Genomic DNA, 24,072 nt, shown 5'->3' with positions numbered 1-24,072 from the left:
TTAATCAGTTAATAAATCAAGTGGATAGCGTTTTCCAGCCAGATAATCCTGTAAACATTGCTCGACTAAAGGGCTGCGAAACTGAGAGCGACGCTGTTGAATAGTCTCAGCATCCAGCCAGACAGCCTGATGAATGTCAGTATCCAATGGTCTATCCAGCTTTTCACCCAGACTTCCGCTAAAACAGAAACGAATATAGGTGTTTTTAGTTTGCTGATGTCGCCAGCGATAGATACCAATCAACGACTCAGGCGTAAATTGCCAGGCTGTCTCTTCCAGTGTTTCCCGGATAACCGCTTCAATCAGGCTTTCTCCGTCTTCGAGATGGCCGGCTGGCTGGTTGAGTTTGAGTTCGCTGCCGATCATTTCTTCGACCATCAGAAATTGCTGGTCGCGTTTTATTACGGCGGCTACGGTGGTTCTTGGAGTCCAGATCATCCGCGTATTTTATCACGGTCTGAAAATTAACTTCGCCCCATTGTCCGGGTTGCAGATCATTTAATTGCCATGGACCAATGGCGGCACGGATCAATCTTAATGTTGGATGGCCAACTGCAGCAGTCATACGGCGTACCTGTCGGTTTTTGCCTTCACTGATTTGCAGTTCCAACCATTGGGTCGGAATCGATTGTCGAAAGCGTACCGGTGGAACTCTTTCCCACAAATCAGGTTCATCGATAAGTCTGGCCTTAGCCGGTTTGGTCAGACCATCTTTTAACATGACACCCTGTTGCAATTGTTCAAGCGCAGCAGCATCCGGAATATTTTCCACCTGAACCCAGTAAGTTTTGCTTAATTTATGTCGTGGATCGCTGATATGATGTTGTAATTGACCATCGTCGGTCAGCAATAATAATCCTTCACTGTCCCGATCCAACCGACCCGCCGGATAGATGTCCGGTATATCAATGTAGTCCTTCAGTGCCTTACGACCGTCGTTATCGCTGAATTGAGTCAACACGTTGTATGGTTTATTGAAGGCAATTAGTTTCGTCATGGTTATATCCGTGCTACAAGCCATTTAAAAAGTTTTTTTAACTTCAAATCCGCTGTCCTTTCATCGCTGCCAGTGTTGTGATTCAAAACGTATAACGCAGGTGCAGGAGCCGTTTTTGAGATCGCTCCATGTCGCTCACTTTGTTAGGGCCTACACCCAAAAAAGGCTTCTCTCCATGAATGGTGGCAATGTCTGGAATAGTGCTTGCCCTGAGACGTTTGTAATCACTTTAACTAATTGACGAGCAACGCTTTTGTATCCTGCACCGAGATCTGATCTCAATCCATGTCGGCTAAGCGGAAGGATGAGTTTTTAGTCATAACACATTGGAGCAGCACTTATCCCTCCTCACAGTGTTTTGGAAATAACTTAATGTAAGTAGAACAGCGACGCTATATTGATTTCAACTTGTTGGACGATATGCCGCTTTAGCAGTGATGGCGATGTAAAGATTAACCGACCCGCTTATGCCAGACTATGGCGAAACAGCTGAAAAAGATTATTGATAGTTATTATCCACAAAAAAATCGAAGATGATAGTTGCGCAACATTAAAGGGCAACCGATACAACGTAAATACAAATCATCATGTCTTTGATCAAAGTTAGGTGCGCAAATAAAATCCGTTCCCTATCCACTCCGAAGGTTGGCATGATAGCCGTTTTAAAAACGAGAATTGAATTCCTGGACCATAAGGCTGTTCAAATCGGTATTAACAATCATGGTGCTAAATTGTTTTTGCTGCAGAAGCATATCATCATAATTTTCATTGAAGTGGCGTCATGTTTCTGCTGAGAACGAAATGGATGATTTACGTTCTTAAAAAAATGGTTAAAACTCAAATGCCAATAACAAAAATATTATCAAAGACTCGATAATCGATGCGCTTTTACAGTAAATTTCATGGCATGCTAAGGCTTATGATGTGAATGCTATGTTGACTCGAAAAAAGTTTTTATATTTCTGGGGCTTTGGCTGTAAAGGCTGAGTAAATCGTCATCTAATCGGGGCTTTCTTCGGCGAATTCAATTGTTATGTTCGGAGTAACACAAGTGACTGCTTTAGTTTTGGCTGGAAAAAATAGTGCAAATCCGTCATCATTATTTCTTTCAGCCAAATGCATATACAACATTTAGGTTGGGTTGAAGCGGCAGATCATGTCGTTTCAGGCGCCTCAGGCGTTATTTCAAATGCGCGTGTCACCGGTAATTTAGCTCAGGCTATTGGCGTCGATGCGTTGAGTTGTAGTGATTATGCTGCAGCTGTTATTCAAAACATGTAAGGAGATTCCATGAAAGTTGCAGACAATAAAGTAGTTGTTATCGACTACACGCTCACCGACAACAGTGGCACCGTTATTGACAGTAGTGAAGGCGCTGGTCCGCTGGCGTATTTGCATGGTGCTGGTAACATTATCCCTGGCTTGGAAGACGCGCTTGCGGGTAAAGAAACAGGCGATAAAGTCCAAGCCAGTATTGAACCTGCGAATGCTTATGGCGAGCGCCATGATGCGTTAAAACAAGATGTGCCTGCTGAATTATTCAGTGGTGTAGAAAAAGTTGAAGTTGGTATGCAATTTCAGTCAGAAACTGAGCAAGGCCCGGTTTTGGTCACTGTTGTAGCAATTAATGATGAAACTGTTACCGTCGATGGCAATCATCCTCTGGCTGGCGTACATTTGAACTTTGACGTTGAAATCCGTGAAGTTCGTGAACCAAGTGCAGAAGAGCTTGAACATGGACATGTTCATGGTGAAGGCGGTCACCAGCACTAAAAACTAAAACTTATATTTAGTCTCAAAGGCGGGCATTGTGCCCGTCTTTTTGTTTCAGACGTAGAATTTCATGCAAACTATAGAACAACTAAAACAACAATTTGCTATTGCTGATCGCCTGGATTTTTCTATGGGCCCTTCAGAATGTGTGATGATAAATATCAATACGCCTCATGCCAAGGCGCGAATAACAACACAGGGTGCGCAGGTATTATCTTACCGCTCTGCAGATGCATTACATGATCTATTGTTTTTGAGTCGATTGAGCCGTTATGGTGATCGACGGGCAATTCGTGGAGGCGTCCCTGTCTGTTGGCCATGGTTTGGTGTTGATCCCAGTGGTAAGGGCCGTCCTGCTCATGGTTTTGCACGTAACCGTGTTTGGGATCTGATTGATGTGCAACAGACTGAAAATGATGGCATTAAATTGATTCTGTCATTAGCACCGGATCCTAGGGACGAACCGCTTTGGCATTGTGCTTATAGTTTGAAAATGGAAATCGTGATTGGAGAGCAGTTGACACTCTCACTGACTACCGAAAACCTCGATAAAGAAAGTTTTGTTATCTCGCAGGCATTGCATACGTATTTTGCGGTGGGAAATATCGAAAAAACTCAGGTGAGGGGGTTGAGCAATCATCATTATCTCGACAAGGTAGAAAATTTCCGTGAGAAACTTCAGGCTGGTGAGATCGTTTTTGACGGGGAAACAGACAGGGTATATCTGAATAGTCCTGACAAGCTGTTTATTGAGGATTCTGACTGGGCACGACGCATTGTGGTGGAAAGTTCAGGTTCTAATACCACAATAGTATGGAATCCGTGGGATAGGGTGTCGACATTAAAAGATATGACTGATGACTCGTATCAGTACTTTGTCTGTGTTGAAACTGCCAATGCAGCCAATAACAGTATCAGTTTAGCACCGGGCGAATCGCATACGATTTCAGCTGGTTACAGAATCATGCCATTGGGGTAGAAAGCGACACTCTATGGTCAGCTATAAACGATATAGAGCTTGCTTAAGCCCAGCGCTGACGTAATTCATCACGATGTAAAGCCAGCCATTGGATAGCGATAATCGGAATCGCCGAGATAATTTTACCTGCTTCCAGCAAGGCATACACTTCATCAAATGATAATACACTGACTGAGATATCTTCATCTTCCTCATCCAGGCCATGTAAACCACCAATATGGGTGCTATCTATGCGTCCACAAAACAGGTGTAACAGCTCGGATGTGCCGCCGGGAGAGGTAAAAAACTCATTTATTTTGATCATTTCCAGTATTTCACATCCAGACTCCTCAACGGCTTCGCGATAGGCCACGGATTCTGGTGTTTCGTCTGGTTCAATTGCACCTGCCACGATTTCAAGTAGCCATACACGTTCATCATTTAGTTGTAAGGCGCCGGGACGAAATTGTTCGATAATAACTAATGCATCTTTTTGTGGATCATAGAGTAATACCGCAACACAGCTTCCACGATGAAAGACTTCTCGGGTTAGCGGTGCACTCCAGCCACCTTTGTATAGTGTATGTTTTAAAGAGACAACTTTTAAACTAAAAAAACCGCTATAAGCGGTTGTTTCTTCAATGATTTCAAACTGTTTTTTGCTCATCAGTTTTCCTTACATATCAGCGGTGTTATTCGACAGGGGTAAATGCTGATTTTGATATACCCTCTACACGACGCAATACCGCAATAAATTTGGTGCCATCTTTTTCAATGTGCTCCAGTTTGACCGGTAAATAATTCAGCTCAGGTGCACACCACAAAGTGGTTTCCCGATCCTTGTCGCTGTCTCTATCACGTTGTCTTTTAAATTTAACAGTGTTTATGCTGCCAAGGGGAGTAGTTATCGTTTCCTGCTCAAGTCTTTTAATCTGATAATGTTTGAGATGGCCGCCATCTGCAATTAAATAATTAAAGGTTTTCTGTTGGGGATTCTGCAGCAAATCCAGTCTCAGTTGTACCTGATAAACATGTTTTTCCAATGTACCGTTTTCAATTTCAAGATCCCATGGATGAACCTTATCATCAATATGTACTGAGCGATTACGCCAATCAAAGTCCATGCGTAAATATTTATCTTTTTTCCCCCCATTGCGCTGATAAAGATATTGACGGGGCTTAATCTTCTGTTGGGAAAGGCTCCATAAGCTGGTTTCCTTGACCGTATCGCGTTTGAATAGAGCAACTACACCTTTGGCCTTAGTCGCTGAACGAAAGCGATGCAAACCATCTGTTAAGGTTTCCAGCTGCTGGTTCAGCTCGCCAGCCTGCAAACCATTCATTTGAATTTCATATTGTGCAGAGTAATCAGCCAGGTCTTGAGCACAAACCGTAGCAGACATAAACAGCAACACGAGGTAGGAGAAATAGCGCATGAATAATCAGTTCTGTTGTATTAACAACCTTAAGGCATCAGGATAAAGTTTATGTTCCTCAATCAGCACTCTTGCTGCCAGAGCTTCTTCAGTATCATTTTCCAGTACGGGTACTTTGGCCTGTAAGATCACCGGTCCGGCATCCAGTTCTTCGGTAACAAAGTGTACCGTTGCACCATGTTCTTTTTCGCCGGCTTCGATGGCCCGTTTGTGGGTATGCATGCCTTTGAATTTAGGTAACAGCGAGGGATGAATATTAATTAATTTATTCGCATAGTGCTTAACAAATCCTGCACTCAAAATACGCATAAAGCCAGCCAAGACAACATAATCCGGAGTAAAAGAATCAATCAGCTTCATCAGCTGTTCATCAAATGCTTCCCGGCTAGCGAAATTCTTGTGATCCAGTGTTCTGGTGGCAATGTCAGATTGCTGAGCAAATTTCAGCCCAGCTGCATTTGGACAATTACTGATTACAGCAGCAACCTCAGCATCCAACTCATTTGCCTGTATCGCTTTAACAATGGATTGCATGTTGCTGCCACGTCCTGAAATCAGGATCACCAATTTGGGTTTCAAAGCAGCAGTCATTTAATAATGACTTGTTCTTCAGAGTCACTATTTTCAATATGGCCAATGCGCATAGCCGTCTCACCCAGTGCAGTCAGAATCTGTACGGTCGCATCGGCATCCTGCTCAGCCACACAAACCACCATGCCAATACCGTTGTTGAAAGTGCGATACATCTCACGATCAACCACATTTCCCTGCTGTTGCAGCCAGTCGAAAACGGCCGGTCTTTGCCAACTTTTGCTATCAATGATTGCCGTTACATTTTCTGGTAATACACGGGGAATGTTTTCCAATAAACCACCACCTGTAATATGAGATAATGCGTGAATATTAACTTTTTCATGTAGTTGCAGTAATGACTTAACGTAGATTCTGGTCGGTGCCAACAGTTTTTCACCTAATGTCGCACCATCAAATGACATATTCAGATCAGCTTTACTGACTTCAATAATTTTGCGAATCAACGAATAGCCATTTGAGTGTGGTCCGGAAGAAGCGATACCGATAATGGCATCACCAGCTTTTACCTGAGAGCCATCAATAATGTTGTCTTTTTCAACAATTCCGACACAGAATCCCGCTAGATCAAAATCACCTTCCTGATACATACTGGGCATTTCAGCTGTTTCGCCACCTACCAATGCAGCGCCTGATTGCAAACAACCTTCAGCAATACCGCTGACCACATCCGTTGCTACATCAATATTCAGTTTTCCGGTGGCATAATAATCAAGGAAAAACAGGGGTTCCGCGCCAAGAACCGCGATATCGTTGACGCACATGGCAACTAAGTCAATACCAATGGTGTCATGTATTCCAGCCTCGATAGCCAGTCTTAATTTGGTGCCGACGCCATCTGTTCCAGAGACCAGTACCGGTTGTTTATATTTATCGAGCGGTAGTTCAAACAGGCTGCCAAATCCACCCAGTCCAGCCATCACACCAGGACGACGGGTTTTGGCTGCTAAGGGTTTGATACGCTCGACAAGCGCATTTCCGGCTTCAATATCAACACCGGCATCGCGGTAACTGAGGGCTTGGTTTGATTGGGTTGGTGGAACGACGGGATCGGTCATGCTGGCTTCCTGATTATTTGGACATCACACACAAAAAACAGCGTGTTAGAATACCACAATGCCTAGATTATTTTTCTCACTGATTTTCGTTTTCGCTGCGTCGATTGTCTCCGCCGCGGAAGTTACTGATTTATATCAAGCTCAATCATCTGTTGCATCGCAGAGTGAAGAAGATCGTCAGCGTCTTGCGCCGGAATTGCTCAAACAGGTTGTAATAAAAGTCGTTGGTGATCGTCGCGCGGTGGAGCAGGCAGACATTTCTGCTCTGGTAACTGATGCCGAACGTTATATCGATCAATTCTATTATCAGCAAATTCCAAGTTCTGACGGCGATTCTGCGGAACAACAATTGGCTTTAACGCTCGAATTTAATGCCGAGGGTATCAATAACGCCTTACAGCGAATCGGTTTACCAGTATGGGATAAAATCCGATCTGAGACACTGTTCTGGGTGGCTATAGAGTATGCAGGGAAACAGCAGTTGATAGGGGAAGGTGATGAAGACTCATTACTTTTCTATATTGAAAAGGCGGCGAAAAAACGTGGTATTCCATTATTGTTGCCATTGATGGATCTTGAGGACCAGACTCAGCTGACTTTTAACGATGTTGCCACGGGGAATAATATAGCCGTAAAACAGGCATCCGAGCGATATGGTTCTTCTGTCATTGTGTCAGCTCGTTTACGAGGTAATGAAGAATCAGTCGAAATAAGCTGGCAGGCTTTGCTCGGGGAAGAGGTTGAGCGCTGGTCAAGTCAGGGTAATGTTAAAACAGCCATTCAAAGCGGGGTGGATGAGTTTGCTGATCGGCTGGGTAGAAGGCTGAATATCTCATTCAGTGCCTCAGGTAATACTGAAATGGAAATTCATGTCACTGGTATTGAAGACTACAATGGTTACAGTCGACTAATGGATTATCTGGGGAGCTTACAGGTTGTTTCGGATATTAAGGTCGGCAGCTTAGGCGGAGAGAAGCTGGATTTGGTTTTACTTATTCAGGCTGAGCCGGAAAAATTTCGACAATTACTGGCGATGGGACGGGTAATTGTGCCCGATGCCACGGATGATAGCAGCTCTCAATACAGGTTATTGCCTTGAGTCCACGGGATATTCCCAATCTCATTTGTGTATTTCGAATTCTATTAGTTGGACCTATAGTCTGGCTGATGATTGAAGAAAAATTTTCCACGGCATTGATTCTGGTGGCAATCGCCGGTATTTCAGATGGTGTGGATGGCTTTCTGGCCCGCCATTTTCGTTGGCAAAGCCGTCTGGGAACTATTCTGGACCCGCTAGCAGATAAATTTCTGCTGGTCGCAACATTTACCACATTGACCTATATGCAACTCTTGCCCTTGTGGCTATTATTGCTGGTGTTTGGTCGAGATTTGCTGATTGTTTGTGGTGCTTTGATTTATCATTTCAAATTCGGTGAATATGAACTGTCTCCGCTCTGGAGCAGTAAAATCAATACAGTTTTTCAGATTGCTTTAGTGTTGCTTGTAATTTTGCAGCAAGAATTGCTTCCGCAAGTAGCGACATGGAGTACAACCTTAATCTGGTTAGTGGTAGCAAGTGTCATCATAAGCGGTAGTGAATACATAGTGGTATGGGGGACAAGCGCGTGGCGTCAGATGAAAAAAAGCTCATGAGTGATACCAATAAATTCCTGTTGCTAGGGATATTGATTTTATCTGGCTGGCTAATGATGGAGTTATCTTCTGTTTTAACGCCTTTTTTTATTGCGGCCTTGCTGGCTTATCTGGGAGATCCTCTGGTAGACAGGTTGGAAAACTATCGTTTGTCCCGCACGTTATCGGTGTGTGTGGTTTTCGCTATATTTGTGCTGACGGGAATGATTTTATTACTTATTTTTATTCCAATGCTTAGCGCTCAACTCGCATCTTTGTTTGAAAAACTGCCAGCTTACCTGGATCAATTGCAAAGCTCGTTGGAGCATTTGTTGCAAAGAGTTGGCTTATCAACCGATATGATCGATCTTAATACCGTTAAAACCGCGCTGCAGGATTACTGGTCAGAAGCTGGCAAAATGGCCGGTGATGTTTTTGGCTATATGACCCGTTCAGGCCTTGTCATATTGCAATGGTTAACCAATCTGATCCTTATCCCGGTACTGACGTTTTATCTGTTAAGAGACTGGGATGATCTGGTGGCCAGGTTTCGCGAATTACTGCCTCGTAAACATGCCGACAAAATCATTAAGATCAGCGGTGAATGTGACGATATGCTGGCAGGCTTTTTACGCGGGCAATTGATGGTGATGCTGGCCTTATCAATTATGTATTGTATCGGTCTAACTTTCATTGGACTCGATCTGGCTTTGTTAATAGGGGTGATTGCCGGTATTGTGAGCTTTGTACCCTACCTTGGTTTATTTATCGGTATTCTGCTTGCCGGCCTTGCCGCCTATTTACAGTTTCAGGAATGGTTACCCATTCTGTGGGTCGTTCTGATATTCGGTTTTGCACAGACGATTGAGGGGATGTTTCTGACCCCACGATTTGTGGGCGAACGGATTGGTCTGCATCCCGTGGCAGTTATTTTCGCAGTGATGGCAGGCGGAACGTTATTCGGGTTTGTCGGTGTATTGCTGGCGCTTCCAGTAGCCGCGGTGGTAATGGTCTTGTTACGCCATGCTCACCATCGTTACCTGAACAGTCATCTGTATACCTGAGCAGCAGGTGATGATTAAGCAGGAAATACAGTTGACGCTGCGGTTAACACCGCAGGAAATCTTTACGATAGACAATTTTATATTTGAAAGCGATGAGTTAGCCTCTGTTGTTGAGGCGTTCTGCCTGGAAAAAAAGCCTGATTTTCTCTATCTTTGGGGAGAGTCCGGAGTGGGCAAAACCCATTTAAATCTGGCAATTGCCGAACGCCTGCAGAATCATGGTCATCCGGTAAGTTATATCAATTTGCAGGAAATTCGTGATACAGCAGATGCTGATGTATTAGCTTCATTAGTTCAGAGCGATGTTGTCTGTCTGGATGATCTCCAGGCAATCTGTGGCGATGCTGAATGGGAAGAAGCATTGTTTCACTGTTTTAACCGTTTACGTGAGAAAGAACATAAATTACTGATTTGCGCCGATCAGAACCCGGCACAATTAGCCATTCAATTGCCTGATCTGCGATCGAGATTGGCAACGGGATTGATATATCAATTGCCTTCAATGACCGATGCATTGAAACAACAGGCGTTGATCAGTCATGCACAGAGTAGAGGATTGATTTTGCCTGAAGAAGTAGCCCAATATCTATTACGTAATTACAGCCGTGATATGCCATCACTAATGTTAGTCTTGCAACGTCTCGATAAAGCGTCATTACAGGCACAACGTCGTTTAACCATTCCGTTTGTCCGGGAAGTAATACAACGTGGCTGAAAAGCCATCAGTGACAATTATCTGGCCCGGTTTAGCAACTGCGATGCAGGAAATTAATCAGTCTTTATTACCTGAAGAACTGAAAAAATTACTAAAAAAATCACATTTCACTGCCAACGACCATACGTTAGAAAAAGCATTAATTCAGCTTTTTAGTGCCAAGCCCCTCACAGGTGCTGATTTACCCACTTCGGCATTACGAAATCCTGGCCAACTAAGCCTTTGCGCTGATCCGTGTTATCTGCATGCTGATCGAGATCGTCTTTTATTATTTTCAATCAATGACTTAACAATGGAAGAGGGCACTTTGCTTAGAGAATGTATTCAACCCCTATTAAATGATTTTGATGCTCAACTGGTACCAAATGATTTAAACCATTGGTCAATTTGGCTGGAAAACATGCCGGATATCTCACTGACGGCATTGCCATCGCTGATTGGTAAGTCGGTAGCTTCAGCCTTGCCTGGTGGGCAAGAACAAAATGCCTGGTTACGATTGAATAATGAAATTCAAATGGCGTTATTTGAACATCCAGTGAATCAACAAAGACAGTCAGCTGGCAAATTGCCTGTGAATAGTCTCTGGTTTTGGGGTAAGGGAGATTGGCAACCGTCTGCCAATGCATGGGATCAGGTTTATGGCGATTCGGCTTTATTAAAGTTACTGTCCTCTGCGTGCTATGTCAGCTTTAACTCTTTGTCTGAGTGGAAACCTGATCAGTTGGGGAGTGGAAAGCAATTACTGTTGTTACCGGAACTGGATTTGCAGAATGACTGGCAACAACGCTTGCAGCTCGCGACGACACAACAAATTTTGCCTTTAAAACAAAAATTACGTCGTTATCAAATACAACAGTTACGTTTAATCATTCCGCAACATGGCCAATATCAGTGGCGCTGCTGGGATGTATGGAAACCCTGGACGTTATGAAAATTCAACAGCGAAATATGGGTGATGTTAGTGAATTACCCAATGATTGGTCCGCATGTATTCGGAGAATAATGGCAGCCCGCGGTATCAAAAATGCCAGTGACTTAACCTTTGATTTGACTGATTTACCCAAACCCTCGCAAATGCTGGGCATGGAGGCCGCCGTTTCCTTATTGATTCAGGCATTGCAACAGCAATGGCGAGTGATGATTGTGGCGGATTTTGATAGTGATGGAGCGACCAGCTGTGCCGTGATGATGCGTGGTTTACGAATGATGGGGTTGCAACAGACTGATTTTATTGTGCCGAATCGCTTTGTCCACGGTTATGGTTTAACCACTGAGTTATTAAGCGAAATTGCCATAGATAATCAACCGGATTTATTGATTACCGTGGATAACGGCATTGCCAGTCTGGATGGCGTTGCACTCGCCAAACAACGTGGTATGCAAGTGTTGATCACTGATCATCATCTTGCGGCAGAACAATTGCCACAAGCCGACGCCATTGTTAATCCTAATCAACCAGGGGATAACTTTCCCAGCAAAATGTTGGCCGGTGTTGGGGTAGCGTTTTATGTGCTGCTTGGTTTACGGCAAGGTTTACGCGATAGTAACTGGTTTGAATTACAGCAACTGGCGGAACCACGGCTGGTGGAGTTGCTGGACCTGGTAGCACTGGGAACTGTCGCAGATGTCGTACCTTTAGACAGGCTAAATCGCACATTGGTGGATCTTGGATTGAAACGTATGCGGCAGGGACGCGCCTGTGCAGGTATCAGCGCTTTATTACAAATTGCCGGTAAGGACATCAGTCGATTATCTGCTCAGGATTTGGGTTTTGCCATAGCGCCGAGGTTAAATGCCGCCGGTCGTATGGAAGATATGGGGCTGGGCATTGATACCTTACTGACAGATAACGTTGCCATGGCTCAGCAAGCTGCTCAGTTGCTGGATCAGATTAATCTTGAGCGTCGCTCGGTTGAACAAGGTATGCAGCTGGAAGCTTTGGCGATGCTGGAAAAACTTCAGCTTAATGAAATCAGCCAAGCAGCTGCTTATTGCTTATATGAAGAAAGCTGGCATCAAGGGGTAATCGGGTTACTCGCCTCTCGAATTAAAGAAAAACTGCATCGGCCGGTCATTGTGTTTGCACCGGGCGAACCTGGTGAAATTAAAGGTTCGGCACGCTCCATAACAGGCGTTCATATTCGTGATGTCCTGGTTAATGTTGCTGCTAAATATCCTGATTTAATTTTGCGCTTTGGTGGACATGCGATGGCAGCAGGCTTAACATTAAAGCAGAACGATTTTTCATTGTTTGAGCAGGCATTCAGGGAAGCTGTAGAACATACAGCCGATCCCACTGTATTTGAACGCGCTTTGTATTCTGATGGTGAATTATCGACGCAGGAACTGAACATGCACCTGGCTGAGCAATTACCGGTTCTGGCGCCATGGGGTCAGGCTTTTCCGGAACCACAGTTTCATGGCCATTTTGTGTTGCAGAATTATCGTCATGTCGGTCAGCAATCGGACCATTTGCGTTTAACCGTAAAACTGGATGATGGGCGTGAAATCACGGCGATGGCATTCCGCCAGACTGCACCAAAATGGCTAAAGCTCGGTCAGATGGTTGGTTTGCATTATCGCTTGGATGTGAATGAGTTTCGACAAACCAAATCGCTACAGTTGCTGGTTGATAACCTTTTGCCCAGTTAAATATCCAGAGTTTGGATCATCACCTGTTGTCGGAAATCGGCCAGTTCATGGCCTTGAAATAATTCCGTTCCGGCATGCATTACGGTTCCAGCCCCACAGGCAATGCCATAACGAAGTGCTGTTTCGGGTTGTTCATCAAAACTAAAACCGGCCACCAGACCCGCCACCATAGAATCACCTGCACCCACAGTAGTATTCACTGGTACCGATAACGCTTTCGCATAAAAACTGTTTTTCGGGCTGACTAATAAGGCACCTTGATCGCCTAATGAAACACAGACGTGAGTGACCCCGGATAACTGCAGTTGTCTGGCGCATTCGGCTATAGCTTCTATAGTGTTGAGTTTTATTTGCAGCAGGGTTTCCAGTTCATACAGATTGGGTTTAATCAAAAACGGTTTCGCTTCAATGGCCAAACGTAGTGTTTCTCCGTGACTGTCAACGACAGCACACCCACCTTGCTGTTGGATTTTATTGACCAAATCAGCATAAAGAGAGACAGGTATATGTGGTTGGCAGGAACCGCTCAGAATGCCATAACCATTCCCTACAGCATCGGCAAAATTTTCCACCAATTGAGTTAACTGGGCTGCCGGGACGGGGGTGCCGGCATCAGTGATTTGAAATTGAGATTGTGTATCAAGTTCAATGACCGTGCTGTTAATGCGCGTCTGCCCTGAGACAGGATGAAACATGACATGGGGCAGCTGTTCAACAAGCATGTCTTGCAGAATTTCGCCAACTGAACCGGCAATGACACAGTACGTTGTTGCATCCACCTGCATACGAAACAAAGCCCGGCCAATATTGATACCATTACCCCCCGGATCATGGCGGGCAGCATCGGAACGTGACTTTTGGTCGGGAATTAACTTTTTGACATGATAGGTCACATCCAACGCAGGGTTTAGACATAAAACACGAATGTTTCCCGATGAAGGCGTCATTACAGTCTCCGTTAAAATGATTTGTTCGATAAAATGCTATCCAGGCTCAAATAGTAAACTGCATTTCTGATAAAGGCTCCAAATGAAACCAACTCATGTCGCGGTATTTAGCGCAAAACCCTATGATCAGGCCTATCTCACGCAAATGGCCGATGAGCGAGTGTCTTTATGTTTTTATGAAATGGTATTAAATCCAATGACGGCAGCATTGGCCAAAGATGCAGAAGTGGTCAGTGCGTTTGTTAATGACGATATTTCGGCTGAAACGCTTAAAATCTTGGCAGAAAACGGTACCCGTTTAATCGCGTTACGCTGTGCCGGGGTTAATCAGGTTGATTTAACGGCTGCTGACAAGCTTGGTATAACCGTCGTCAATGTGCCAGCCTATTCACCCTATGCTGTCGCGGAACATACCATTGCGCTGATGTTGGCATTAAGTCGCAAAATACCGCGGGCATATAATCGGGTTCGCGATGGTAATTTTTCTCTGGATGGTTTGCTGGGGTTTGATTTCTTCGGTAAAACCGCGGGCATTATCGGTGGCGGTAAAATTGGTTTATTGGTCGCTGAGCGATTGCGGGCATTTGGTTGCCAGGTTTTAATTTATGAACCACATAACGCTATACTGGCCAAACAAGCAGGTTTTGACGTAGTGACACTCGACAGCTTGCTCGGTCAAAGCGATATTATCAGCCTCCATTGTCCATTAAATGATGCAACGCATCATATTATCAATGCTGCCAGTCTCAGGCTGACCAAACCAGGCGTAATGCTGATAAATACCAGTCGTGGAGCCTTATTGGATACAGTTGCCGTATTGGATGCCCTGAAAGCTTTGCATATTGGTTATCTGGGAATAGATGTTTACGAACAGGAGGGCAGTCTGTTTTTTGAAGATCATTCCACCGATATTATTCAGGACGATATATTCCAGCGTTTATTGACCTTTCCGAATGTGCTGGTTACCGGTCACCAGGCCTATTTCACCCGGGAAGCATTGCAGCATATCGCTCAGACAACTTTGCAGAACATTGATGATTTTATGACGGGTAATGCACTGAAAAACCGCGTGGACATACGTTAAGTGATTGATGAAATCTTCACCAGCATCAATAAGTTGATGCCGGATTTTAAAGCCAGACCGCAACAAGTCGAAATGAGTCGCTTTATCCATCAGCGGCTGCAACAGTCGCAAAATAGAATGGCGGTAGTGGAAGCACCAACCGGCGTGGGGAAAACGCTGGCATATCTCAGCGGTGCAATCGAAACAGCTTTGAACAGTAAAAAATTGCTGGTTATCAGTACCGCAACCGTTAATCTGCAACAGCAATTGATTCAGAAAGATCTGCCACAGTTTTCAGCGGCTTTGCCACAACCGATCCGTTTTATGCAGATCAAAGGCCGTCGCCGTTATGTCTGTCCGAGTAAACTGGCACAACTGGCGACCACACCAGAACAGCAGGATTTAACGCTGGATGTGGATCAAAAGTATCAGCAGGTATTGAGGCAAACCCAAGCGAAGAATCTGTTCCAGGATTGGGATGAACATCGCTGGGATGGTGATCGGGATAGCCGTACCGATGCCATTGATCCGGCTCTCTGGCATGAAGTATCCACTGATTCAGAAGGCTGTGCAGGTAAGAGTTGTCGGTATTTTATAAGCTGTCCTTATTATTTGCTGCGTAAAGAAATGCAGCTGGCGCAGGTTGTAGTGGTCAATCACGATTTATTGCTCAGTGATGCTGATTTGGGCGGCGGGCTGGTTTTGCCCAATCCTGAAGAGCTGATCCTGGTGTTTGATGAAGCACATAATCTGCCACAAAAGGCGCTGGGACATGCTGCCAAAGCCTTGAACTTTGTCCAGCTATATCAAACCGTCGAAACCGCTGACAGTCTAATGAAAAAGCTGCCCACTGCTTTGGCTTTCCGGCAACATGATTTTGGCTATATGTTTAAGGAAATTCGTCAGGATTTACCTGCCATCATCAATCTGCTGCAACAGCTGTTGGATATCCTTGGCAGTGATGCCACAGTAAATGAAATGCTGGAAGGTCGTATCAGTGAGCCACGTATTTTCTGGGGCAGTCCATTACTTAATGCCTTGTTTATTCCCTGCCAGAAGCTGTTACAGCACGCCAATTCCATCTATAAACATTTTTCGCTGATTGGCAAATGGATTAAAGAAGGACTGGAGAAAACCCAGTTAAGTAATAAAGTCGGTGAAGCACTGCTACCACAGGTGGGAACGGTACAGAATATTTTTGGTTATCTGATTGATTTTATGGCGCTGTTTCTCGATGAGGATAAAGCCGAACGTCCACCCAATGTGCGCTGGCTGGCACAGGAACAGTTTGCCAAACAGCAAACGCTTGTGATTCATGCCGGGCCGATGACAGCGGCAGGTTTTCTGGATCGCAGTTTATGGCAACGTGCTTATGGAGTGGTGATGACATCAGCCACTTTACGGGGCATGGGATTGTTTCAACGTTTCCGGGCTGATTGTGGCTTGCAACGTTACGATGAAAAACACTTTCTGGCGCTACCGTCACCGTTTAAATATCAGCAACAGGCGGTGTTAAAACTGCCGATGATGCAGTATTTACCCAATGAAAATCTGCCGCAATGGCAGCAGGAAGTTGCCAACCAACTCAAATTAATTATTGACATTCAAGCGGCGACGCTGGTGCTATTCACTTCAAGGCAGGTGATGTTGCAGGTGTATAAGCAATTGCCATTGTCATTGAAAAATTTGATTCTTTTACAAGGCGATCAGCTGTCGCCCAAAAATATGATTGTCAAACATATACAGCGGATTGAAGCGGGACGGGGCAGCATTATTTTTGGGATGGATCGGTTTGCAGAAGGAGTCGATTTGCCCGGTAATTTATGCACCCATGTCATCATTACTAAACTACCATTTCCGGTATTTACCCGCCCGATTGAACAGGCACGTCAGGAGTGGATCATAAAACGTGGCGGTCAGCCGTTTATCAGTTTGTCATTACCGGCGGTCAGCGTGAAGTTGATTCAAGCCTGTGGTCGATTGTTACGAAAAGAAACTGATTCCGGACAAATAACCATTCTGGATCGTCGGTTGTTGACTAAAAATTATGGCAAACAATTACTCTCGCATTTACCGGATTATCAAGTAATAACCGAATAAAAAAAGCCCGGCAAGACCGGGCTTTCGGGGTGTATCAACGACCTTATTCAGTGCGGCTGGTGACTTCCAGCAAATGATAACCAAATTGAGTTTTAACCGGGCCCTGAACAGTGTTTACCGGGGCGGAGAAAACAACTTTATCGAATTCCGGCACCATCATGCCAGGGCCAAATTCGCCCAGATCGCCACCTTGGCGACTGGATGGACAGGAAGAATGTTCTTTGGCGACGGCAGCAAAGTCTGCGCCTTCTTCGATTTCGCGTTTCAATTCCAGACAGATTTCTTCACTGTCCACCAGGATGTGTCGTGCGGTTGCTCTAGCCATAATAGTTCCGTAATTGATTTGTAAATTGCCGACTTATGCCAGCTGTTTTAACAGGGTTTTGGCCGTGGCTTCTGACGAAGCCGGATTTTGTCCTGTAATCAAAATGCCATCCGTAACCACGAATGAACTCCAGTCGTCCCCTTTCTTAAAGATTGCACCATGTTGTTTAAGAGCATCTTCAAGTAAAAAGGGTACAACATCAGATAAGCCTACCGCATCTTCTTCACTATTTGAAAATGCAGTCAACTGTTTACCTTTAATCCATGGATCATCCCCAATGGTTTTAACGTGTAATAAAACTGCCGGGGCATGACAGACTGCCGCCACTGGTTTATTGGCGAGAACGAAACTGTCAATTAACGCAATTGACTGTTTGTCTTCGGTTAAATCCCATAACGGACCATGTCCGCCTGGGTAAAACACTGCATCATAATCAGCGGCGTGTACGTCGGCTAATTTAACTGTGTTTGCCAATCGGTTTTTAGCTTCAGTATCATTTTCAAAACGCCGGGTAGCGTCTGTTTGAAAGTCAGGCTGATTGCTTTTCGGATCCAGTGGCGGTTGCCCGCCTTTGGGTGAGGCCAGTGTGATTTCTACCCCGGCATCTTTCATTGCGTAATACGGTGCTGCAAGTTCTTCTAACCAGAAATCGGTTTTTTCACCGGTATTGCCAAGCTTATCGTGCGAAGTTAATACCACTAATATTTTCATGGTTGTGTCTCCTGAAATTTGTGGTTTTGTGGAATTATTTGGTGACGCTTATATATCATATGGAGATACGACGATAAAAATTCAAGCGATATTGCATTTCATTCCCATCGTCGTAAACTCGGAACACAATAATAACAGCGAGAGAAAACTATGAAAAAAGAAACTATCTGTCTGCATGAAGGTTATGAAACTGATCCCGTTACAAAATCCTGTGCGGTGCCTATTTATCAAACCGTCGCATATGAATTTGATAATGCCCAGCATGGTGCCGATTTATTTAATCTGGATGTCCCCGGCAATATTTACAGCCGTATTATGAATCCCACCTGGGATGTATTGGAAAATCGTGTAGCGGCGTTGGAAGGAGGGCTGGCTGCACTGGCGACTTAAGCAGGAAGTGCTGCTATTCATTATGCCATCCTTACCATTGCTGAAGCGGGCGACAATATTGTAACCACACCGCAATTGTATGGTGGAACCTATACCTTATTTGCTCATATGCTTCCTAAGCTGGGCATTGAAGTGCGATTCGCCACAACCGACCAAGCTGCTGACCTGGAAAAATTAATTGATGCTAAAACCAAAGCGGTTTTCTGCGAATCAATCGGCAATCCGGCCGGGAATATCGTGGATATTGAACCCATTGCAACAATGGCACATAAACACGGTGTTCCAGTGATCGTTGATAATACTGTAGCAACACCGTTTTTACTTAATCCAATTGAATATGGTGCTGATATTGTGGTGCATTCCTTGACCAAATACATGGGCGGTCATGGCACAACGTTAGGCGGCATCATTGTGGATTCCGGTAAGTTTCCCTGGGCTGAACACAAAGAAAGATTTCCGGTATTGAATCAACCGGAACCGGCCTATCACGGGGTGGTGTATACCGAGCAATTCGCTGAAGCAGCCTTTATTGCCAGAGCACGGACCGTCCCTTTACGTAATACCGGTTCGGCATTGTCACCGATGAATGCGTTTCTACTATTACAAGGCATTGAAACGTTACCATTACGTATGGAGCGACATTGTGACAATGCCATCGCAGTGGCTAAATATCTGCAACAGCATCCCAAAGTTGAATGGGTGAACTATGCCGGACTGGAAGGGGACAAGTATTTTGATTTGGCCCAGAAATATTTCAATGGCAAACCATCATCAATTCTGACCTTTGGGATTAAAGGCGGCTTTGATAATGGCGTGAAATTCTACGATGCATTGAAGTTGGTTAAACGTCTGGTGAATATCGGGGATACCAAGTCACTGGCCTGTCACCCTGCTTCGACCACACATCGTCAGCTGGAAGAAGCCGAACTCAAAGCCGCGGGAGTTACACCGGAAATGCTTCGCCTGTGTATTGGCATCGAACATATCAATGACATTATTGAAGATTTGGAACAGGCCTTTTCTGCTGTCTAAATAAATAATCCCGGCCTGTACGCAGGCCGGGACTTTTAAACCAGTTTCCAGTGAATGGTTTCACCTGCGCGCATGGGTACCAGTGTTTCATCGCCAAATGCCAATGTTTCAGCAACCTGCCAATCGGTTTTTTGCAAAGTAATTTGCTGCTCGTTTCTGGGTAACCCATAAAAATCTGCACCATAGAAACTGGCAAACCCTTCGAGTTTATCCAGACATTCATAGCTGTCAAACACTTCGGCATACAGCTCTATAGCGGCATGTGCGCTGTAGATCCCTGCACAGCCACAGGCATTTTCTTTACTGTCTCTGGTATGTGGCGCACTGTCGGTTCCCAGAAAGAACTTCGGATTACTGCTGGTTGCGGCAGCAATCAACGCTTTCTGATGGGTATTCCGTTTCAGCACCGGCAGGCAGAAATGATGAGGCCGAATCCCGCCCACCAGCATATCGTTGCGATTCAGTAATAAATGATGGGGGGTTATCGTTGCTGCCACAAAGTTGCTGGCCTGGGCGACAAAGTCTGCAGCATCTTTGGTCGTAATATGTTCAAAAACAATTTTCAGTTCTGGAAAGTCTCTTAACAGTGGAATCAGTTTTTCGTCGATGAATGCCTTTTCACGATCAAAAATATCGGTTTCATGATGAGTCACTTCACCATGCAACAATAAAGGCATACCAGCCTTTTGCATCATTTCCAGTGTTTTATAACAGTGAGTAATATCCGTTACACCAGCATCTGAATTTGTTGTTGCACCCGCCGGGTACAGTTTGACTGCTTTAATAAATCCGGCTTGCTTGGCCGCAACAATATCTTCAGGAGTCGTATTATCAGTCAGATACAACGTCATCAATGGCTCAAAGTCAGACTCTGTCGGACGCGCATCAAGAATGCGTTGGCGATAGGCCTTAGCTTGTTCTACATTGGTCACTGGAGGACGCAGGTTAGGCATAATAATTGCGCGTTTGAAACATCTTGCGCTATCTGTAACAGTACGCTTTAAGGCATTATTATCACGCAAGTGGAGATGCCAATCGTCAGGCTGGCTAATGGTAATAGAATTTAATGATGATTTCTTCATGAAGCAGATTATGCCATAGCTCTTTAGCTTTGCAGATGAAAAAATTGTTTCTGACAAATCAGCGATACTGCATCAGAAGGCAGTTTTTCTTGACCTTGACGGGCATTCACAGTAACTTTACCCGTTTGATATTTTGAAGCAGATCGCGTTAGCGATACGAGAGAGGAAGACGTGGAATTAAGCGGCGCCGAGATTCTGGTCCATTGTTTAAAAGACGAAGGGGTTGAGTATTTGTTTGGCTATCCGGGTGGTGCAGTGCTGCATATATACGATGCACTGTATAACCAGGAAGAGGTCAAGCACATTCTTGTGCGCCATGAACAGGCGGCAACTCATGCTGCTGATGGTTATGCGCGTGCCACGGGTAAACCGGGTGTGGTTCTGGTGACGTCAGGTCCTGGAGCGACAAATGCTCTTACCGGTATTGCCACTGCCTACATGGACTCAGTTCCTATGATTGTTATTACTGGTCAGGTAGCCACGGCAAATATTGGCAGTGATGCTTTTCAAGAAGTTGACTCGGTGGGGATTACACGTCCATGCGTTAAACATAACTTTTTAGTTAAAGATATTAACGATCTGGCAGAAACCATTAAAAAAGCTTTTTATGTAGCGACCACAGGCCGTCCAGGTCCAGTTGTAGTTGACGTGCCGAAAGATATCACCGATCCCAATATCAAAATTCCGTATATTTATCCGCAGAGCGTTCAAATGCGCTCTTATCAACCTGTTACTAAAGGTCATCCGGGACAGATAAAGCGTGCAGTTGAGTTGATGCTGACGGCAAAAAAACCAATGATTTATACTGGTGGTGGCGTTGTGTTAGGTAACGCTGCTGAACCATTACGGACGTTTGTCAGTACCTTGGGTTACCCGGTTACCTCGACTTTAATGGGACTTGGTTCAATTCCCTGGGATGATCAACAGTTTCTTGGCATGCTAGGTATGCATGGAACCTATGAAGCTAATATGGCGATGCATGATTGTGATGTGCTGATTGCGATTGGTGCACGATTCGATGATCGGGTAACTGGAAAAATTGCTGAATTCTGTCCGCATGCCAAGATCATTCATATTGATATTGATCCGTCATCCATATCCAAGACAATTTCTGTAGATATTCCGATTGTTGGCGATGTAGCTGAGGTCCTGAGTGATATGAATCAATTGCTTTCAGTGAACAAGACCAAACCAGATCAAGCAGCTTTGACCGACTGGTGGGATATAATCAACGGCTGGCGTGCCAAAAAATGTATGTCCTATGATCGCAATAGCGATCAGATAAAACCACAGGCAGTTGTGGAGATGGTTCATGAAATCACTAATGGTGATGCCTATGTAACCTCAGATGTTGGTCAGCATCAGATGTGGGCGGCTCAATACTATGGTTTCAGCAAACCCAATCGCTGGATTAATTCAGGTGGTTTGGGAACGATGGGCTTTGGGTTACCTGCAGCGATGGGTGTTCAATTGGCATTTCCTGAGGAAACGGTCATCTGTATCACAGGTGAAGGTAGTATCCAGATGTGTATTCAGGAGCTATCTACCTGTCTGCAATACGGTTTGCCGGTAAAAATTGTAGCGTTGAATAATCGTTATCTTGGCATGGTGCGTCAGTGGCAGGAGTTTTTCTATCAGAATCGTTATTCACATTCCTATATGGAATCCTTGCCTGACTTTGTCAAACTGGCAGAAAGTTATGGTCATGTGGGTATTCGTATTGAACGGGTTGAAGATTTGCGTCCCAAACTGGAAGAAGCCTTTGCGATGAAAGATCGTTTGGTATTTCTGGATATTGTGACCGATCAAACTGAAAACGTGTATCCGATGATCGCTCAAGGTAAAGCGCATAATGAAATGCATATGTCGCCCTATTGCGATTTACCACAAGATCCAGAGCGGGAGCTGTCATAATGCGTCATATCATCTCGATTCTGATTGAAAATGAAGCAGGGGCCTTATCGCGTGTAGCGGGGTTATTTTCTGCACGTGGCTATAACATTGAATCATTAACCGTTGCACCAACTGAAGATGCGTCGTTGTCACGGATGACGATTGTCACCACCGGTACGGATCGGATTATTGAGCAGATAACCAAGCAACTCAATAAGCTGGTAGATGTTGTAAAATTGATGGAGTTGTCTGAAGGTCCACACATTGAGCGGGAAATGATGTTGATTAAGGTCAAAGCAGCAACCATGGATCAACGTGATGATGTCAAACGTCTGTCAGATATTTTTCGTGGACATATTATTGATGTAACGGCCTCAACCTACACGATTGAACTGACAGGGGCCGGTAGCAAACTTGACTCGTTCATCGAGGCTCTGTCTGAACATAAAATACTTGAAACTGTTCGCAGTGGCGTTTCCGGAATTGCCCGTGGCGATAAATGCCTGCAATTGAATTGATTTAAAAACGAAGGAATTGATAATGAGTTTGAATATCTATTACGACAAAGATTGTGACCTGTCGCTGATCCGTGGCATGAAAGTCACGATTATCGGCTATGGCTCACAAGGCCATGCTCACGCCTGTAACCTGAAAGATTCAGGTGTGGATGTAACTGTGGCTCTGCGTGCTGGTTCGTCTTCTATTGCTAAAGCCGAAGGTGCAGGCCTGAAAGTTGCCGATACCGCATCAGCTGTAAAACAAGCTGACCTGGTAATGGTACTCACACCGGATGAGTTCCAATCTTCTTTGTATAAAGACGAAATTGAGCCAAACCTGAAACAAGGTGCTGTTTTGGCTTTCGCTCATGGTTTTGCGATTGTTTATAACCAGATTCTGCCGCGTCAGGATTTGGACGTTATCATGATCGCGCCTAAAGCACCTGGTCATACGGTTCGCAGTGAATTTACTCGTGGTGGTGGTATTCCTGATTTGATCGCTATTGAACAGGATGCCTCAGGTAAAGCCAAAGCAATTGCTTTATCTTATTCCTCAGCTATTGGCGGTGGTCGCACTGGTATCATCGAAACGACTTTCCGTGACGAAACCGAAACCGATTTGTTTGGTGAACAAGCGGTATTATGTGGTGGTGCAGTAGAATTGGTTAAAGCCGGTTTTGAAACATTGGTTGAAGCTGGATATGAGCCTGAAATGGCTTATTTCGAATGTTTGCATGAACTGAAACTGATTGTTGATCTGATGTATGAAGGCGGTATCGCCAACATGAATTACTCAATTTCCAACAATGCAGAATATGGCGAATATGTTACTGGCCCGAAAGTCATTAATGAAGAAAGCCGTTGGGCGATGCGTGAAGCGTTGAAAAACATTCAGGAAGGCAAATACGCCAAGCAGTTTATTCAGGAAGGTCAGTCAGGCTACCCAGAAATGACGGCAATGCGTCGCTTGAATGCAGAGCATCCAATCGAAAAAACCGGTGCCAAACTGCGTGAAATGATGCCGTGGATTCAAAAAATCGTCGATAAGACTAAAAACTAATCACAATTTTTGGTTGTCCTCAGGTAAGGGTAGACTGCTTGGCAGTCTGCCCTTATTTTGTTTATGAAGGTACGGATGTCATAATGAAATCACTTC

General features: G+C 44.7%; 24 protein-coding genes and 1 pseudogene. 15 read left to right on the top strand and 10 right to left on the bottom strand.

Going from position 1 to position 24,072, the window contains the following annotated elements; all coding sequences use genetic code 11:
- Nucleotides 1–378, bottom strand: a complete 378-nt coding sequence (locus Q7A_RS10080) for an NUDIX hydrolase (protein WP_238595903.1) — start codon at nt 376–378, stop codon at nt 1–3.
- Nucleotides 299–997: a pseudouridine synthase gene (locus Q7A_RS10075; protein WP_014707252.1), complete on the bottom strand. Its 699-nt coding sequence runs from the start codon at nt 995–997 to the stop codon at nt 299–301. Before Q7A_RS10075 ends, Q7A_RS10080 begins: the two co-directional genes overlap by 80 nt.
- Nucleotides 998–2,113: 1,116 nt before the next feature.
- Between Q7A_RS10075 and Q7A_RS15295 the strand changes: the two genes are divergently transcribed.
- The 3 genes from Q7A_RS15295 (at nt 2,114) to Q7A_RS10065 (ending at nt 3,749) form a co-directional block, all read left to right on the top strand.
- Nucleotides 2,114–2,278 (top strand): hypothetical protein, encoded by a 165-nt coding sequence (locus Q7A_RS15295; protein WP_014707251.1) that lies wholly within the window; start codon nt 2,114–2,116, stop codon nt 2,276–2,278.
- 9 nt (nt 2,279–2,287) lie between these two features.
- Nucleotides 2,288–2,770 carry an FKBP-type peptidyl-prolyl cis-trans isomerase gene (locus Q7A_RS10070; protein ID WP_014707250.1) on the top strand — a complete coding sequence of 161 codons (483 nt, stop codon included), beginning with the start codon at nt 2,288–2,290 and terminating at the stop codon, nt 2,768–2,770.
- A gap of 70 nt (nt 2,771–2,840) precedes the next feature.
- Nucleotides 2,841–3,749, top strand: coding sequence for a D-hexose-6-phosphate mutarotase (locus tag Q7A_RS10065; protein ID WP_014707249.1), 909 nt, complete (start codon nt 2,841–2,843; stop codon nt 3,747–3,749).
- A 43-nt stretch (nt 3,750–3,792) separates the two neighbouring features.
- Here the strand turns inward: Q7A_RS10065 and Q7A_RS10060 are convergent, their stop codons facing one another.
- Genes Q7A_RS10060 through purM form a run of 4 tightly spaced genes read right to left on the bottom strand, consistent with a single transcriptional unit; the run spans nt 3,793 to nt 6,813 of the window.
- The gene (locus Q7A_RS10060; RefSeq protein ID WP_014707248.1) at nt 3,793–4,395 is read right to left on the bottom strand and encodes an NUDIX domain-containing protein; all 603 of its coding nucleotides are present in this window, start codon (nt 4,393–4,395) and stop codon (nt 3,793–3,795) included.
- Between the two features lie 25 nt (nt 4,396–4,420).
- Nucleotides 4,421–5,131 (bottom strand): DUF3108 domain-containing protein, encoded by a 711-nt coding sequence (locus Q7A_RS10055; protein ID WP_014707247.1) that lies wholly within the window; start codon nt 5,129–5,131, stop codon nt 4,421–4,423.
- A gap of 39 nt (nt 5,132–5,170) precedes the next feature.
- Nucleotides 5,171–5,755 (bottom strand): phosphoribosylglycinamide formyltransferase, encoded by a 585-nt coding sequence (purN, locus tag Q7A_RS10050; RefSeq protein WP_014707246.1) that lies wholly within the window; start codon nt 5,753–5,755, stop codon nt 5,171–5,173.
- Entirely contained in the window at nt 5,752–6,813 is a 1,062-nt protein-coding gene (purM, locus tag Q7A_RS10045; protein WP_014707245.1) for a phosphoribosylformylglycinamidine cyclo-ligase, read from the bottom strand. The genes purN and purM overlap by 4 nt, the downstream gene beginning before the upstream one ends.
- A gap of 58 nt (nt 6,814–6,871) precedes the next feature.
- On the opposite strand from purM, the gene Q7A_RS10040 reads away from it, so the two are divergent.
- From Q7A_RS10040 to recJ, 6 genes are read left to right on the top strand one after another with little or no spacing between them, the layout of a single operon-like run.
- Nucleotides 6,872–7,912 carry a DUF2066 domain-containing protein gene (locus tag Q7A_RS10040; RefSeq protein ID WP_014707244.1) on the top strand — a complete coding sequence of 347 codons (1,041 nt, stop codon included), beginning with the start codon at nt 6,872–6,874 and terminating at the stop codon, nt 7,910–7,912.
- Entirely contained in the window at nt 7,909–8,466 is a 558-nt protein-coding gene (locus Q7A_RS10035) for a CDP-alcohol phosphatidyltransferase family protein (protein ID WP_041354532.1), read from the top strand. Before Q7A_RS10040 ends, Q7A_RS10035 begins: the two co-directional genes overlap by 4 nt.
- Entirely contained in the window at nt 8,463–9,509 is a 1,047-nt protein-coding gene (locus Q7A_RS10030) for an AI-2E family transporter (protein ID WP_014707242.1), read from the top strand. Before Q7A_RS10035 ends, Q7A_RS10030 begins: the two co-directional genes overlap by 4 nt.
- 31 nt (nt 9,510–9,540) lie before the next feature.
- A complete protein-coding gene (gene hda, locus Q7A_RS10025; protein ID WP_238595902.1) occupies nt 9,541–10,224 on the top strand; it encodes a DnaA regulatory inactivator Hda in 684 nt (227 codons plus the stop codon).
- A complete protein-coding gene (locus Q7A_RS10020; RefSeq protein WP_014707240.1) occupies nt 10,217–11,155 on the top strand; it encodes a Regulatory protein, RpfE type in 939 nt (312 codons plus the stop codon). Before hda ends, Q7A_RS10020 begins: the two co-directional genes overlap by 8 nt.
- Nucleotides 11,152–12,876 (top strand): single-stranded-DNA-specific exonuclease RecJ, encoded by a 1,725-nt coding sequence (gene recJ, locus Q7A_RS10015; RefSeq protein ID WP_041354530.1) that lies wholly within the window; start codon nt 11,152–11,154, stop codon nt 12,874–12,876. Before Q7A_RS10020 ends, recJ begins: the two co-directional genes overlap by 4 nt.
- On the opposite strand, the gene Q7A_RS10010 is transcribed toward recJ, so the two are convergent.
- Nucleotides 12,873–13,823 (bottom strand): 1-phosphofructokinase family hexose kinase, encoded by a 951-nt coding sequence (locus tag Q7A_RS10010; RefSeq protein ID WP_014707238.1) that lies wholly within the window; start codon nt 13,821–13,823, stop codon nt 12,873–12,875. The two genes, recJ and Q7A_RS10010, sit on opposite strands and share 4 nt — an antisense overlap.
- 82 nt (nt 13,824–13,905) lie before the next feature.
- On the opposite strand from Q7A_RS10010, the gene Q7A_RS10005 reads away from it, so the two are divergent.
- Both Q7A_RS10005 and dinG read left to right on the top strand, forming a co-directional pair.
- Nucleotides 13,906–14,907: a 2-hydroxyacid dehydrogenase gene (locus Q7A_RS10005; protein WP_014707237.1), complete on the top strand. Its 1,002-nt coding sequence runs from the start codon at nt 13,906–13,908 to the stop codon at nt 14,905–14,907.
- Nucleotides 14,908–16,986 carry an ATP-dependent DNA helicase DinG gene (gene dinG, locus Q7A_RS10000; protein ID WP_014707236.1) on the top strand — a complete coding sequence of 693 codons (2,079 nt, stop codon included), beginning with the start codon at nt 14,908–14,910 and terminating at the stop codon, nt 16,984–16,986.
- Between the two features lie 43 nt (nt 16,987–17,029).
- Here dinG and Q7A_RS09995 read toward each other — a convergent pair whose 3' ends face one another.
- Together Q7A_RS09995 and Q7A_RS09990 are read right to left on the bottom strand one after the other, a co-directional pair.
- On the bottom strand, nt 17,030–17,311 hold the full coding sequence (locus Q7A_RS09995) for a peptidylprolyl isomerase (protein ID WP_014707235.1): 282 nt from the start codon (nt 17,309–17,311) through the stop codon (nt 17,030–17,032).
- 33 nt (nt 17,312–17,344) lie between these two features.
- Entirely contained in the window at nt 17,345–18,022 is a 678-nt protein-coding gene (locus Q7A_RS09990; protein ID WP_014707234.1) for a type 1 glutamine amidotransferase domain-containing protein, read from the bottom strand.
- A gap of 150 nt (nt 18,023–18,172) precedes the next feature.
- Between Q7A_RS09990 and Q7A_RS09985 the strand changes: the two are divergent.
- Nucleotides 18,173–19,444, top strand: a pseudogene (locus Q7A_RS09985) (O-acetylhomoserine aminocarboxypropyltransferase/cysteine synthase family protein).
- A 35-nt stretch (nt 19,445–19,479) separates the two neighbouring features.
- Here the strand turns inward: Q7A_RS09985 and pyrC are convergent.
- A complete protein-coding gene (pyrC, locus tag Q7A_RS09980) occupies nt 19,480–20,526 on the bottom strand; it encodes a dihydroorotase (RefSeq protein WP_041354528.1) in 1,047 nt (348 codons plus the stop codon).
- Between the two features lie 171 nt (nt 20,527–20,697).
- Between pyrC and Q7A_RS09975 the strand changes: the two genes are divergently transcribed.
- The 3 genes from Q7A_RS09975 to ilvC are packed head-to-tail and all read left to right on the top strand — an operon-like array spanning nt 20,698 to nt 23,976.
- Nucleotides 20,698–22,440: an acetolactate synthase 3 large subunit gene (locus Q7A_RS09975; RefSeq protein WP_014707232.1), complete on the top strand. Its 1,743-nt coding sequence runs from the start codon at nt 20,698–20,700 to the stop codon at nt 22,438–22,440.
- Nucleotides 22,440–22,937, top strand: a complete 498-nt coding sequence (gene ilvN / locus Q7A_RS09970; RefSeq protein ID WP_014707231.1) for an acetolactate synthase small subunit — start codon at nt 22,440–22,442, stop codon at nt 22,935–22,937. The genes Q7A_RS09975 and ilvN overlap by 1 nt, the downstream gene beginning before the upstream one ends.
- Before the next feature lie 28 nt (nt 22,938–22,965).
- On the top strand, nt 22,966–23,976 hold the full coding sequence (gene ilvC / locus Q7A_RS09965; RefSeq protein WP_041355142.1) for a ketol-acid reductoisomerase: 1,011 nt from the start codon (nt 22,966–22,968) through the stop codon (nt 23,974–23,976).
- Nucleotides 23,977–24,072: the final 96 nt, after the last annotated feature.

The organism is Methylophaga nitratireducenticrescens, assembly GCF_000260985.4.
In the GTDB taxonomy this organism is placed as follows: Bacteria; Pseudomonadota; Gammaproteobacteria; order Nitrosococcales; family Methylophagaceae; genus Methylophaga; species Methylophaga nitratireducenticrescens.
Note: the sequence above shows the minus strand (reverse complement) of the source record. Positions and strands in the feature narration are given on the sequence as shown.

Bases quoted from the DNA above. Each gene is read 5' to 3' on its own strand.
- Q7A_RS10080 (WP_238595903.1), bottom strand. From the start codon at position 378: ATGGTCGAAGAAATGATCGGCAGCGAACTCAAACTCAACCAGCCAGCC.
- Q7A_RS10075 (WP_014707252.1), bottom strand. From the start codon at position 997: ATGACGAAACTAATTGCCTTCAATAAACCATACAACGTGTTGACTCAA.
- Q7A_RS15295 (WP_014707251.1), top strand. From the start codon at position 2,114: ATGCATATACAACATTTAGGTTGGGTTGAAGCGGCAGATCATGTCGTT.
- Q7A_RS10070 (WP_014707250.1), top strand. From the start codon at position 2,288: ATGAAAGTTGCAGACAATAAAGTAGTTGTTATCGACTACACGCTCACC.
- Q7A_RS10065 (WP_014707249.1), top strand. From the start codon at position 2,841: ATGCAAACTATAGAACAACTAAAACAACAATTTGCTATTGCTGATCGC.
- Q7A_RS10060 (WP_014707248.1), bottom strand. From the start codon at position 4,395: ATGAGCAAAAAACAGTTTGAAATCATTGAAGAAACAACCGCTTATAGC.
- Q7A_RS10055 (WP_014707247.1), bottom strand. From the start codon at position 5,131: ATGTCTGCTACGGTTTGTGCTCAAGACCTGGCTGATTACTCTGCACAA.
- purN (WP_014707246.1), bottom strand. From the start codon at position 5,755: ATGACTGCTGCTTTGAAACCCAAATTGGTGATCCTGATTTCAGGACGT.
- purM (WP_014707245.1), bottom strand. From the start codon at position 6,813: ATGACCGATCCCGTCGTTCCACCAACCCAATCAAACCAAGCCCTCAGT.
- Q7A_RS10040 (WP_014707244.1), top strand. From the start codon at position 6,872: ATGCCTAGATTATTTTTCTCACTGATTTTCGTTTTCGCTGCGTCGATT.
- Q7A_RS10030 (WP_014707242.1), top strand. From the start codon at position 8,463: ATGAGTGATACCAATAAATTCCTGTTGCTAGGGATATTGATTTTATCT.
- recJ (WP_041354530.1), top strand. From the start codon at position 11,152: ATGAAAATTCAACAGCGAAATATGGGTGATGTTAGTGAATTACCCAAT.
- Q7A_RS10010 (WP_014707238.1), bottom strand. From the start codon at position 13,823: ATGACGCCTTCATCGGGAAACATTCGTGTTTTATGTCTAAACCCTGCG.
- Q7A_RS10005 (WP_014707237.1), top strand. From the start codon at position 13,906: ATGAAACCAACTCATGTCGCGGTATTTAGCGCAAAACCCTATGATCAG.
- Q7A_RS09995 (WP_014707235.1), bottom strand. From the start codon at position 17,311: ATGGCTAGAGCAACCGCACGACACATCCTGGTGGACAGTGAAGAAATC.
- Q7A_RS09990 (WP_014707234.1), bottom strand. From the start codon at position 18,022: ATGAAAATATTAGTGGTATTAACTTCGCACGATAAGCTTGGCAATACC.
- pyrC (WP_041354528.1), bottom strand. From the start codon at position 20,526: ATGAAGAAATCATCATTAAATTCTATTACCATTAGCCAGCCTGACGAT.
- ilvN (WP_014707231.1), top strand. From the start codon at position 22,440: ATGCGTCATATCATCTCGATTCTGATTGAAAATGAAGCAGGGGCCTTA.